The sequence below is a fragment of the Nocardioides sp. YIM 152315 genome (assembly GCF_029210375.1).
Taxonomy (GTDB): domain Bacteria; phylum Actinomycetota; class Actinomycetes; order Propionibacteriales; family Nocardioidaceae; genus Nocardioides.
Genome location: NZ_JARGER010000029.1, coordinates 12,179 through 24,588 on the forward strand (window position 1 = coordinate 12,179; position 12,410 = coordinate 24,588).

8 protein-coding genes and 1 tRNA gene are annotated in these 12,410 nt (G+C 73.1%); all 9 read right to left on the bottom strand.

What is annotated here, in order from left to right; translation table 11 throughout:
• Nucleotides 1-24: 24 nt before the first annotated feature.
• Nucleotides 25-1,161 (bottom strand): M20/M25/M40 family metallo-hydrolase, encoded by a 1,137-nt coding sequence (locus PZ894_RS09590; RefSeq protein WP_275744282.1) that lies wholly within the window; start codon nucleotides 1,159-1,161, stop codon nucleotides 25-27.
• Complete coding sequence (locus PZ894_RS09595; RefSeq protein WP_275744283.1) at nucleotides 1,161-4,430, bottom strand: serine hydrolase; 3,270 nt, start codon at nucleotides 4,428-4,430, stop codon at nucleotides 1,161-1,163. The genes PZ894_RS09590 and PZ894_RS09595 overlap by 1 nt, the downstream gene beginning before the upstream one ends.
• Complete coding sequence (locus PZ894_RS09600) at nucleotides 4,427-5,176, bottom strand: ATP-binding cassette domain-containing protein (RefSeq protein WP_275744284.1); 750 nt, start codon at nucleotides 5,174-5,176, stop codon at nucleotides 4,427-4,429. The genes PZ894_RS09595 and PZ894_RS09600 overlap by 4 nt, the downstream gene beginning before the upstream one ends.
• Before the next feature lie 8 nt (nucleotides 5,177-5,184).
• Nucleotides 5,185-7,098 carry a dipeptide/oligopeptide/nickel ABC transporter permease/ATP-binding protein gene (locus PZ894_RS09605; RefSeq protein ID WP_275744285.1) on the bottom strand — a complete coding sequence of 638 codons (1,914 nt, stop codon included), beginning with the start codon at nucleotides 7,096-7,098 and terminating at the stop codon, nucleotides 5,185-5,187.
• 3 nt (nucleotides 7,099-7,101) lie between these two features.
• Nucleotides 7,102-8,097: an ABC transporter permease gene (locus tag PZ894_RS09610; protein ID WP_275744287.1), complete on the bottom strand. Its 996-nt coding sequence runs from the start codon at nucleotides 8,095-8,097 to the stop codon at nucleotides 7,102-7,104.
• 25 nt (nucleotides 8,098-8,122) lie between these two features.
• Complete coding sequence (locus tag PZ894_RS09615) at nucleotides 8,123-9,703, bottom strand: ABC transporter substrate-binding protein (RefSeq protein WP_275744289.1); 1,581 nt, start codon at nucleotides 9,701-9,703, stop codon at nucleotides 8,123-8,125.
• A gap of 27 nt (nucleotides 9,704-9,730) precedes the next feature.
• On the bottom strand, nucleotides 9,731-11,119 hold the full coding sequence (locus PZ894_RS09620; RefSeq protein WP_275744291.1) for a serine hydrolase domain-containing protein: 1,389 nt from the start codon (nucleotides 11,117-11,119) through the stop codon (nucleotides 9,731-9,733).
• 244 nt (nucleotides 11,120-11,363) lie between these two features.
• A tRNA-Ile gene (locus PZ894_RS09625) sits at nucleotides 11,364-11,437 on the bottom strand.
• A 119-nt stretch (nucleotides 11,438-11,556) separates the two neighbouring features.
• Nucleotides 11,557-12,387 (bottom strand): DUF72 domain-containing protein, encoded by an 831-nt coding sequence (locus tag PZ894_RS09630; protein WP_275744293.1) that lies wholly within the window; start codon nucleotides 12,385-12,387, stop codon nucleotides 11,557-11,559.
• Between the last annotated feature and the right edge of the window lie 23 nt (nucleotides 12,388-12,410).

Genomic DNA, 12,410 nt, shown 5'->3' on the forward strand with positions numbered 1-12,410 from the left:
TGCTGCTGAGGTTCTCCGGGCTCGTCATGGTCGGGCCGCACCAGTCGGGACGGGGACGTTCGTCGGCTCCGCCAGCAGGTCGGCGACCAGCCCCGCGAGCAGCCTCGTGCCGTCGACGAGGTGGTCGACCAGCACGTGCTCGTCCTCGGCGTGCGCTCCCCCGCCGACGGCACCGAGGCCGTCGAGCGTGGGAGTCCCGACGCCGGCGGTGAAGTTGCCGTCGGAGGCGCCGCCGACCGCGGCCGCCCGGGGCTCGGGCAGGCCGAGCCGACCGGCGACGGCGCGCACCCGTGCCAGCAGCGCGGCCGACGAGCGGGCCTCGAGCGGGGGCCGGTTCGGGCCGCCGAGGACCGTGACGGCCGCGCCGTCGAGCACCGGTGTGAGCGCGCGCATGGCGGCGTCGACCCGGTCCTGCTCGGCGACCGTGCGGACGCGGACGTCGACCGCGAACGAGCCCTCGGCGGGCACCGTGTTGGTGGTCGTGCCGGCCCGGGCGGTGGTGGGCGTCACGGTGGTGCCGGCGGCCGGGTCGGCCAGCGCGGCGACCGCGAGCGCCTGGCGGGCGAGCTCGAGGGTGGCGTTGACGCCGCGCTCCGGGTCGAGCCCGGCGTGGGCGGCCCGCCCGGCGACGCGGACGTCGTACAGCGAGACGCCCTTGCGCTCGGTCTTCAGCGCGCCGCCGTCGGCCGACGCCTCCAGCACCAGGGCGGCCCGTGTGGCGCGTGCCTCGTCCTCGATCAGCCCGCGCGAGCTCGGCGACCCCAGCTCCTCGTCACCGGTGACCAGCAGGGTGACGCCCTCCGCGCCCGCGAGGGCGTGGAACGCCATCGCCAGCCCGGCCTTCATGTCGAAGCAGCCCGGTCCCCGCAGCACGCCGCCCTCGACCGTGCACGGGCGCGTGGCCAGCGACCCGAGCGGCCACACGGTGTCGTGGTGGCCGAGCACCAGCACGCGGGAGGGGCCGGTGCCGAGCCGCCAGCGCAGGTGCGTGCGGCCGTCGAGGACGATCCGCTCGGGCTCCACGCCGAGACGTCCGGCCCCGATGCGCGCGACGACGTCGGCCGAGCCGGCCACCGCGGCCAGGTCGGCCGACGGCGACTCGCACTCGACCAGCGCGCGGACGTCGGCTAGGAGGTCGGCCAGGATCGGGTGGGAGTCCATCAGTCCACCCGTGGGGTGGCCCGGACGCCGAAGTGCACGTAGCGCTCGCCGGTCGGCAGCTCGTAGAAGGTCACCGGCGCCCAGGTGTCCGCCTCCGGGGGTCGCACCGCGAACAGCGCCGGCCCGACCGGCACCATCGGGTACTCGTCCACCGGGTCCGGCACCATCTCTGCGAGCGGGCCGAGGACGGTCGTGCGCAGGGTCGGGCCGTCGGCGAGCACCTCCATGCGCACCGAGGAGCGCGCATAGGTGCCGACGTACGGCGCGACGTCGACCTCGACCGGCTCGGCCGGCGGGGCGAACGGCGCGGACATCTCGACGCCGGCGACCTCGGCGAAGATCTCGCGGTAGAGGTCCTCGTAGAGGTCGCGGGTGTTGCCGCCGTTGGCGAGGAGCGCCACCGCGACGTCCTGCCCGGGCAGCAGCCGCAGGAAGCCGGCCTGACCGAGCGTGTTGCCGTCGTGGCCGATCAGCCGGTGGCCGTGCCAGCCGAACCTGATCCAGCCCAGACCCCAGGAGTCGCCGAGGATGAACTTGTCGGGCAGATCGGCCTCGTGGCGGGTCATCGCCTCGGTCGACTCCGACGAGAGCACCTGGGTGCCATCGGGTGCGCGGCCGCCGGAGAGGTGCATCCTCGCGAAGCCGAGCACGTCGCGCACCGTCGACTTGATCAGGCCGGCCGGACCGACCGAGCGGGGCAGGTCCCACACGGGGGTGGGGACCTGCTCGCCCTCCACGTCGACGTGGCCGACCGCGGCGGCGAAGAGGATCGCCTCCTCCGCGAGCGTCACGGTGTGGTCCAGGCCGAGGGGCGTGAACAGCCGCTCCTTCATGGCCTGGTCCCAGGTCTGGTCGGTGAGCCTCTCGATCACGCGGCCCAGCAGCGACCAGCCGGAGTTGCAGTAGGACCAGGTGGCACCGAGCGGGTGGTTCTGCGCGACGTCGGCGAGCAGCGCGACGTACTTCTCGAGGCAGTCGTCGCCGCGTCCGGTGTCGGTGAAGACGTCCCCGTCGATGCCGCTCGTGTGCGTGAGCAGGTGCCAGACGGTCAACTGCTTCGTGACGTCCGGGTCGGACAGCTGGAGCTCGGGGAGCACCTCGATGACCGGCGTGTCGAGCGCGATCCTGTCCTCGTCGAGCAGCTGCATGACGACGGTCGCCGTCCAGACCTTGCTGATCGAGCCGATCTGGAAGAGCGAGTCCGTCGTGACCGGCTGGCCGGTGCGGTTGTTGAGCACGCCGTACGCCGCCTCGGCGAGGTCGTCGCCGTCGAGGATGCCCAGCTGGGCGCCCGGCACGTGGTGCCGGCGCGCCAGCACCTCGAGGCGACGCTGCCAGTGGGCGACGTCGAGGCGCGGGCGGCCACCGCGGACCGCGTACTGCTCCACCCACGCGACGACGCGGCGGTTGTAGTCCAGCCGCTGCGACGGCTTGCCGAGCAGGATGAAGACATGGGAGGCGTCCGGGTAGAGCACGAGCTCGGTCGGGACGCCGCGTCGGCGCAGCGACGTGTGCCACTGCTGGGCCTGGCCGACCGGGCAGGTCAGGTCGTCCTTGCCGTGCAGGACCAGCGTCGGCGTCGTGACCTCGTCGACGTGGGTGATCGGCGACATCGCGGCGTACTGCTCGGCGGCCTCCCACGGCGTGCCACCGAGCTCGTAGCGGCCCATGAGCACGCCGTCGTCGCTGGAGCCGAACTCGCTGGTGAGGTCGCTGACGACGCCGCCCGCGACCGCGGCCTTGAAGCGGTCGTCGTGCCCGGTGAGCCAGCAGGTCATGAAGCCGCCGTAGCTGTAGCCGGTGACCGCGAGCCGATCGCGGTCGGCGAGGCCCTCGGCGACCAGGGCGTCGAGCGGCTCGAGGAAGTCGTCGACGTCGTGGACCCCCCACCCGGCGTTGACGCCGTCGTAGAACGCCGCCCCGTAGCCGTCGCTGCCGCGCGGGTTGAGCAGCAGCACCGCCCAGCCCCGGGCGGCCAGGGCCTGGTGGTAGAGGTGCATCTCGTCGGCGGCCGCGTTCCACGCGTTGTGCGGACCGCCGTGGATGTCGAGCAGCAGCGGCAGCGGACCGTCGCGCTCCACGTCGGTCGCCGGGTCGCGGACCAGCCAGCCCTGCACCTCGGTCCCGTCCGAGATCGTGAACGTGCGCTCCTCGCGCACGAACAGCTCGACGTCGGGCATGCCGTGGTCGGTCAGCACGGTCTCGGCACCGGTCGTGAGGTCGAGCGCCACGATCTCGCCGTACGACGTGGGCGTGGCCAGCGCGACGACGGCGGTGGTGCCGGCGACGGAGAGGCCGGAGACGACGCGGCCGGCGCCCGCGAGCACGGGCCCGTCCACGTCGTGGAGATGGGAGCAGCCGCGGTCGCGGATCGTGAACAGGACGCGGCCGTCGGCGGTCTCGACCGGGCGGGCGCCGGGGTACGCCGGGCCACCGGGCATCACGTTGCGGTCCAGGTGTCCGCTGAGGTCGGTCGGGGCGCCGCCGTCGAGCGGGACGCGGAAGAGGTGGGCGTGACCGAGCGCGAGCTCCGGGTGGCCGACGACGAGCAGGCCCTCCCCGTCGTTCGTGAACGAGACCGTGCCGGCGATTCCGTCCTCGAGCGCGACGACGCGCGGCCGGGCCTTCGGGTCGTCGACGTCGACGACGTGCACCGCGGTCTGGTAGGTGAGGTCGCTGTCGGCACCGGCCCTGCGGGTGAACGCGACGGTGCGGCCGTCCGGCGACCAGGCGGGCTGGCCGGCGTGGTCGCCGTCGGTGATCTGGCGGCAGTCGCCGCTCGCCACGTCGACGACGTGCAGCTGCCGGCGGGTCGCACCGAAGAAGCCGGAGCCGTCGGCCTGGTAGTCGACGCGCCTGGCGACCAGCGGCCCCGTGCCGCCACGGTCGCCAGCCGGGTCGACGGGCGCGGAGAAGGCGAGCCGTTCGCCGTTCGGGCTCCAGACCGGGGCGCCGGCGCCGAGCGGCAGGTCGGTGACCCGCTCCGGCTCGCCGCCGTCGGCCGCCAGGACGTGCACCTGTCCCTCCCGCAGGAACGCGAGGCGGGTGCCGTCGGGAGACCAGGCCGGGGCCGTGTCGTCCGGGCCGCCGGTCAGCCGCCGTGGTGTGCCGCCGGCGGTGGGGACCGTCCAGAGCTGATCGACGTTGCGGTCCTGCTCGCCGTCCAGGGTGCGGAGCACGTAGACGACCCGCGACCCGTCGGGCGAGACGGCGGGCTGAGACGGGACCGCGAGCGCGGTCAGGTCGTCGATGGTGAGGCGTCGGGTCATCGGGGGCTCCCCTTCGTGTGCTGAGTTCCTGGGACGGCGGCGAGCAGCTCGCGCGTGTAGTCGTGGTCGGGAGCGGCCAGGACCTGCGCGGTCGGGCCCTCCTCGACGATGCGGCCGTGGTGCATGACGGCGACGTGGGTGGCGACGTACCGCACGACGGCGAGGTTGTGGGAGATGAAGAGCATCGAGAGACCGAGCTCGCGCTGGAGCTCGCGCACCAGGTTGAGCACGGCGCCCTGGATGGAGACGTCGAGGGCCGAGGTGATCTCGTCGGCGATCACCACCGCCGGGCGGCCCGCGAGCGCCCTGGCCAGTGCGACGCGCTGCCGCTGGCCGCCCGACAGCTCCGACGGGCGGGCCGCGGCGCGCGCGGGGTCGAGGTGGACGAGCTCCAGGAGCCGCCCGACCTCCGCGCGCCGGTCGGCGCGGGAGGCGCCCGGCGGGATCGCCTCCGCGACGCTCTCGCCGATGCTCATCCGCGGGTCGAGCGAGGAGTAGGGGTCCTGGAACACCATCTGCAGCGGGCGGTTGCGCCCCCGGGTCGGCACCGGCTCCCCGTCGAGGAGGATCCGGCCGCCGTGCATCGGCGCGAGGCCGACCGCGGCGCGCGCCAGGGTCGACTTGCCCGATCCCGACTCCCCCACCAGCCCGACGACGTGGCCCGCCGGGACCGTGAGGCTGACGCCGTCGACCGCGGTGGTGTGGCCGTAGCGGACGGTGACGTCCTCGAAGCGCAGCTCCCTCATCGGGTGAGTCATCTGGCGTCGACCTGCTCTCGGTCCTGGATCGCGATGTCGATGGGCTCGCCGGCGTGCCAGCAGGCGACCCGGAGGCCGGCGGCGTCGGTCTCGAGCGGCGGCTGCTCCGCGAGGCACCGGTCCGTGGCCAGCGGGCAGCGGGCGGCGAAGGCGCAACCCACCGGCACGTCGGCGGGGTCGACGGGCCGGCCCGGGACGGTCGCCAGCGGCGCATCGAGGTCGGTGTGCATGTCGGGTACCGCGGCGAGCAGCGCCCGGGTGTAGGGGTGGCGGGCGGAGGCGGCGAGGTCGGCCGCGGGCAGGTCCTCGACGATGGTGCCGGCGTACATGACCAACACCCGGTCGCAGACCTCGCCGACGACGGTGACGTCGTGGCTGATCAGCACCAGCGCGACGTCCTCGGCCGCGCGGATCGACGTGAGCAGGTCGAGCACCTGCTGCTGCACCGTGACGTCGAGCGCGGTCGTCGGCTCGTCGGCGACGATCAGGGCCGGTGTCCCCATCAGGCCCATGCCGATCATCGCGCGCTGGCGCATGCCGCCGGAGAACTCGTGCGGGTACTGGTGCGCCCGGTGCTCCGGGTCGGTGATCCGCACCGACCGGAGGCGGTCGACGGCGCGGGCCAGGGCCGCCCGGCGGCCGAGGCCCTGGTGGTGGCGGGCCACCTCGGCGAGCTGACCACCCATCCGCTGGGTCGGGTTGAACGAGGTCATCGGGTCCTGGAACACCATGGACAGCGAGGTGCCGAGCAGGTGTCGCTGCGCCCGGGTATCGGAGGCGCGCAGGTCGGCACCGAGCAGCTCGAGACGGCTCGCCTCGACCCGGCCCGGGTCGCCGACCAGCCGCGAGACGGCGAGCGCGGTCAGGGACTTGCCCGAACCCGACTCCCCCACGACGCCGACCGCCTCGCCCCGGCGTACGGCGAAGGAGATGCCGCGGACCGGGTGGATCGGACCCTCGGGGCCGGGGAAGGTGACGGTCAGGTCGCGGACGTCGAGCACGACGTCGTCGTGGTCGTGGTGTCGCTCCGCGGGCCGCTCCTCGACCTCGAGGGCGTCCGGGCTCGGCGGCAGCGCCGGCACGCCACCCACGACGCCGACGCCCAGCGCCTTGGCGACGGACTCGCCGAAGAGGTTGAAGGCGAGACCGGCGACGATCACGGCCGCGCCCGGGGCGAGCGCGGCATAGGGGTTGACGTAGATCGAGCTGATGCCGTCGTAGAGCAGCCGGCCCCAGTCGTAGTGCGGCTGCTGGACGCCGAGGCCGAGGAACGACAGGCCGGCGAAGGACAGGAGCGCGCCGCCCGCGCCGATGGTGGCGTTGACGACCAGCGGCTCGGAGACGTTCGGGAGCACGTGCCGGAAGAGCAGCCGCACCCGCCCGACCCCGGCGACGCGGGCCGCGGACACGTAGTCGCGCGCGCCGACGGAGGCGACCAGGGTCTGGGTGAGGCGCCCGAACGCCGGGGCGCCCGCGAGGCCGATCGCGAAGACCGCGCCGGTCGCGCCGACACCGAAGATCACGGCGAAGAACAGCGCGAGCAGGATGCCCGGGAAGGCGACCGCGATGTTCACCGCGGCGTTCACGAGCCGGCCGATCCGGCGACCGAGCAGGAACGACGCGGTGCCGAGCAGCAGGCCGACGACGACGGCGACGGCGGTGGCGGCCAGCGCGAGCTCGACCGACAGCCGGGTGGCGACCAGGGTGCGGTAGAAGATGTCGCGGCCCAGGTTGTCGGTGCCCGCCCAGTGGTCGGCGGACGGCCCGGCGAGGATGTTGCCGGTGTCGACGGCGTTCGCGTCGTCGGTCCACAGGATCGGAGCCAGAACGGCGAGCACGAGCACCCCGGCCGACAGCACGGACGCGGTGAGTCCCAGAGGTGTGCGCAGCACGCTCAACCAGCGCTTCAACGCTCAGTCCTCCCGGATCATCGAGCGCGGGTCGAGCAGCGCGAGGGCGACGTCGACGACGGTGTTCACGAGCAGCACGCCCGCGCCGTACACGAGGACGATGGCCTGCACCACCTGGTAGTCCTTGTTGAGGATCGACGAGACGATCGTGCTGCCGAGGCCGGGCCACGCGAAGACGTTCTCGACCAGCACGGTGCCGGCGACCATCGCGCTGAGGATCAGGCCGCCGAGCGTGAGCGACGCGGTGAGCGCGTTGGGCAGCGCGTGGCGGAGGTAGACGGTGCGGGCGGGCAGGCGCTTGGCGCGCGCGGTGCGGACGAAGTCGGCCTCCAGCACCGCGACCATCTCGACCCGGATGATGCGGGACAGGATCGCGGCGGGGCCGATGGCGAGCGCCAGCACCGGCAGGACGTACGCCGAGGGCGTGTCGTTGCCCGCGACGGGGAGCCAGCCGAGGTTGACGCCGAAGACGTAGACCAGGCCGACGCCGACGAGGAAGTCGGGGATGGTCCCGAGCACCACGCTGGTGGTCGTGAAGCCCAGCTCGGTGCGGCGGCCGTGACCGCGCCGGGTGAGCACGCCCATCGTGACGCCGAGCGGGACCGCGACCGCGACCGCCACCACGAACGCCAGCAGCGCCAGCTGGAGCGTGGCCGGCAGGCGCTGCGAGACCACGTCGGAGACCGGCAGCTGGGAGACGATCGAGGTGCCGAGGTCACCGGTGACGAGGTGCTGCAGATAGTGCCAGTACTGCACGAGGATCGGGTCGTCGAGGCCCATCTCCTCGCGCTTGGCCGCCACCAGCGACGCCGGCGCGGTGGGCCCGAGCGCCGCACGCACCGCGTCTCCCGGGATCAGGTGGATCATCAGGAACGAGGCCGTGACGAGCACCCACAGCGAGACCAGCAGGCGGCCGACGCGGCGTACCCCGAACCGGACCCACGGGTGGGAGGACACTCCCAACCGGGGCGCCTGGGCGACCGAGCCCGCCAGGGTCATGCGTTGCTCCGGCTCACCGTGTCCGTCACTGGGCCAGCATCCGGATGCTGGTCGGCACGAGCTGGCCGGGCGTCTCGAACTCCGCGCCGTTGCCGAAGGTCTTCACCAGGTTGTTGGCGAACGGCACGATGTCGGCGGCGGCGACCAGCGCGGACTCGGCGGCGAGCCAGGCGTCGCAGCCCTCCGAGCCCGGCAGCGCGCTCGCCTCCTCGACGCCCGCGGCGTAGTCGGCGTTGTCGATCCCGGAGAAGTTGGTGCCACCGTCGGCAAGGCCCGGTCCCGACAGGAAGGGAACGAGCTGGTCGGGGCTGTTGACGTTGAGCGGGACCCACGAGATGTCCCAGTCACCGGTGCCGAAGATCGCGCCCTGGAGCGCGGTCTCGTCGACGCCCTTCGCCGTCACCTCGGCGCCGGCGGCCTCCCACTGCTGGACCGCGAGCTCGGCGGCCGCGGCGACCGCGCTGCCGGCGGCACTGGAGTAGAGGAACGTGAACTCCTTGCCGGCGAGCACGGCCTTGGCGGCGTCGACGTCCTGGGCCGGGAGCGAGCCGGAGACCGAGTCACCGGGGCAGGAGACCGGCTCGATGGCCGCGAGCGTGGTCGCCGGCGTGCCCGCGTCGGCGGTCGACACCGAAGCGAGCTCGCCGAGGTCGAGCGCCTGGGTCAGCGCCATCCGCACCTGCGCGTCGGAGGTCTCGTGCCCGTCGTTGTGGTTGTACCACTGCTCGCCCTGCAGCGCGGGCGTCTCCGCGGCGAACAGGCCCTGGGCGTCGAGGCGCTTGACGTCGGGTCCGATGACCTGCGCGGCGTTGACATCACCGGCGACGAGCAGGTTCGCGGCGGTGCCCTCGTTCTCGACGATCTTCATCACGACGGTGTCGGGCATGCCCTCCTCGTCGGTCGTCGCGCCGTTCGGCCCCCACGTGTAGCCGTCGCGGATCTCGTAGGTGTAGTGGTCGCCGGGCACGGCCTCGGTGAGCGCGTAGGGGCCGGTGCCGGCGGTCGAGTCGGCCAGCGACTTGCGGTCCTTCATGCCGGAGTCGCACACCATCGGCAGGCTCGCCAGGCCGTTGAGGACGAACGGCGCGGGCTGCGCCAGCTGGAGCGTCACCGTGCCGGCCGCGTCGTCGGCCTTCGCGGTCGCGCCGGCCGGCAGGAAGACGCCGAGGTAGGCGCTCTTGTTCTTCGGGTCGCCCACGTAGGCGATGTTGTCGGCCACGGTGGACGCGGTGAACTCGCTGCCGTCGGCGCACGTGATGCCGTCGGCCAGCGTCAGCGTGACGGTCTTGCCGTCGACGGCCCACTCCGTCGCCAGCTGCGACTCGATCTCACCGCTCTCGGCGTCGACCGAGAGCAGGTTGTCGTAGGCGAGCTGGTTGACGGTGAAGAGCTGGCTGCTGGCCGAGGACTGCGGGTCCAGCTTCCCCGGGTCGCCCTTGAGCGCCATCGTGAAGGTGCCGCCGTCGGCGTACTGGCTGGCCCCGTTCCCGTCCCCGCCCGGGTCGGAGTCGCCGTCGCTCCCACCACAGCCGGCGAGGAGTGCGGCGGTGACGCCGAGGGCCAATGACGTGCCCAGCGACCTGCCCAGTGCGGTCTGCAGCTTCATGGCGGTTCCTTGCTCTCAGGTGTCTGGTCAGGCGCCGGCGCGCCGGACGGCGCGTCCGATGTGGAGGTAGAGCGCGTGGCCGGCGCCGTCGTCACCGACGAACGCGTGCGGGATGTGCATACCCTGCTCGGGCTCGACGTTGATGAGGCTGTCGCCGCGGAAGTGGACGAGCTCGCGTCGCTCCGGCTTCTCGCCGAGCTCCTCGAAGAGCCCCTTCGGGGTCTGCTCGAGCCAGATCCGGCCGTCGTCGTCCTGGCTCACGACCAGGTCGGCCACCTCGGCGGAGTAGGTGCCGACGTACCTGCTCGCGTCGATGCGTTCCGGCGACGCCGGCGGCTTCGGCAGCGGCGGCAGGGCGACGCCCGCGAGCTGAGCGAGGACGTGTCCCGCGATGTCGTGGTAGAGCGAGACGGTGTCGCCGCCGTTGGTCAGCAGCGCGACGGCGACGCCGGCGTCGGGCACCATCCGCAGGAAGGCGTTCTGGCCGATCGTGCTGCCGTCGTGGCCGATGATCTCCCCGTCGGGGGTGTCGAACCGCTCGAAGCCGAGCCCCCACGAGTCGCCCATGACGCCGAGGTACGGGAGGTCCACCTCGCGGGCGTGCATCCGGGCGGCGGTGCCGGCCGCGAGCACCTGGGTCCCGTCGGCCGCCTTGCCGTCGGCCAGGTGCATCTCGGCGAACCTCAGCAGGTCGCGCGGGCGCATCGCGAGCATGGCGCCGGCCGGGGCGTTGGAGCGGGCGAGCGCCCAGACGGGTGCGGGCTCGAATCCGGTGCCCGGCTCGAGCTCGACGTGGCCCATCGCGGCGCGGAACATGATCGCCTCGTAGGGACTGGCCGCGGCGTGGGTGAGCCCGAGCGGCGCGAAGAGGTGGTCGCGCAGGCAGGCGTCGTACTGCTTGTCGCGCAGCACCTCGACCAGCCGGCCCAGCACGCAGTAGCCGGCGTTGTTGTAGGAGAACTGCTCCCCCGGCGCGAACAGCTGCGGCACCTCGCCGAGGACCCCGAGGTACTTCTCGACGCAGTCGTCACCAACGCCGGTGTCGGTGAAGATGTCGCCCTCGAAGCCGGAGGTGTGGTTGAGGAGCATCCGCACGGTGATCACCGCGGCGGCACCCTCGTCGCCGATCGCGAACTCCGGCAGGTAGGTGCGGATCGGCTCGTCGAGGTCGACCCTGCCCTCGTCGACGAGCTGCATCACCAGCGTGCTCGTCCAGAGCTTGGTGACCGACCCGATCTGGAAGAGCGAGTCGGCCGTGGCCTCGACCCCGGTCGCCTTGTTCAGGATGCCGGCGGCGTGGTCGACGACCTCGCCTCCCGCGAGGACGGCCACGGCGGCGCCGGGGACGTCGTACTTCTCGATCAGCGCCGGCAGCTGCTCGGCGATCCACGCCTTCACCTCGGGCAGGGTGCTCATGGCGCCCCACCGTAGGAACGCGACCCCGGTGGATGTTCGTCGTGCCGCACAAGTCTCGGCGCGGTCTCCGTCGATCCGTACAGCCGGCCGACGTACGCGCAAGGTTTGCGCAAGGCGCCGCCGACTTTGGTCGGGGTCGGTACATTTTGTCGTGTCAGCCCGCTGGTGACCCGAGACGCCAGCGGGCTGACGCATGTCCGGGCTTGGTGTCCGGGTTTGGTGTTCGGGCTTCACGCTGGCCGCGTGGGGCGGGTGGGGCTCGAACCCACGACCCAAGGATTATGAGTCCTCTGCTCTGACCGACTGAGCTACCGCCCCGCTGAGGGCTGGGCCCTCGCGCGGCAGAGCCTAGTGTGTGGCCCCGGGCGGTGGTTTCGAGACAGGCGCTGGCGCGCCTTCCTCAACCACCGGGTTCGACATGCGCTGGCGCCCCTTCTTCAACCACCGGCGTCCAGGCGGTCGATGAGGCGTAGGGCATCGTGCGGGGCGTGGCCCTTGGCGTCGTTGTCGAAGTAGACGACGACGTCGGCGTCGCGGGACCAGGACGCGATCTTCTCCGCCCAGGTGTCGAGGGCGCGGTCGGTGTAGCCGCTGGCGTAGAGCTCCTGGTCGCCGTGGAGCCGGACGTAGGCGAGGTCGCTGGTCACGACCTCGGCCCGCGGCCAGCGGCCCGCCGAGTCGGCGGCGACGGACGCGATGTCGTGCTCGCGGAGCAGTGCGAAGGCCTCGTCGGTGCAGTAGGACTCGTGGCGGAACTCCAGGGCGTGCCGGATCGGCCGGTCGGCGTGACCGCGCGGCGCCCGCGTGAGCGCGCGGTCCTCGCGCACCTTGCCGTCATGACGCCGGGCGAGGGCGGCGGCGGCGCCGACCGTGCGCGGCAGCAGGTCGAAGAACGACGCGAGCAGATCGGCGTCGTAGGGCAGCCTCTCGGGCAGCTGCCACAGCACGGGGCCGAGACGTCCCTCGAGGGCCAGCACGCCGGAGGCGAAGAAGTTGGCGAGCGGGGTCTCGACGTCGCGCAGCCGCTTCATGTGGGTGACGAACCGACCGCCCTTCACGGCGAAGAGGAAGTCGTCGGGTGTCGCGTCCCGCCACGTGGCGTACGACGTGGGCCGCTGCAGCGAGTAGAACGACCCGTTGATCTCGACCGTGCCGAGCCGCTCGGCGGCGTAGCGGAGCTCGTCGCGCTGGCGGAGTCCGCGCGGGTAGAAGTCGCCGCGCCAGCCGGCATAGGTCCAGCCGGAGATGCCGACGCGCACCTCACCCACGGACGGGAGGTACCCAGTCGAGG

Excerpts from the sequence above, each read along its gene's own strand:
- PZ894_RS09590 (WP_275744282.1), bottom strand. The coding sequence starts at position 1,161 with ATGGACTCCCACCCGATCCTGGCCGACCTCCTAGCCGACGTCCGCGCG.
- PZ894_RS09595 (WP_275744283.1), bottom strand. The coding sequence starts at position 4,430 with ATGACCCGACGCCTCACCATCGACGACCTGACCGCGCTCGCGGTCCCG.
- PZ894_RS09600 (WP_275744284.1), bottom strand. The coding sequence starts at position 5,176 with ATGAGGGAGCTGCGCTTCGAGGACGTCACCGTCCGCTACGGCCACACC.
- PZ894_RS09610 (WP_275744287.1), bottom strand. The coding sequence starts at position 8,097 with ATGACCCTGGCGGGCTCGGTCGCCCAGGCGCCCCGGTTGGGAGTGTCC.
- PZ894_RS09615 (WP_275744289.1), bottom strand. The coding sequence starts at position 9,703 with ATGAAGCTGCAGACCGCACTGGGCAGGTCGCTGGGCACGTCATTGGCC.
- PZ894_RS09620 (WP_275744291.1), bottom strand. The coding sequence starts at position 11,119 with ATGAGCACCCTGCCCGAGGTGAAGGCGTGGATCGCCGAGCAGCTGCCG.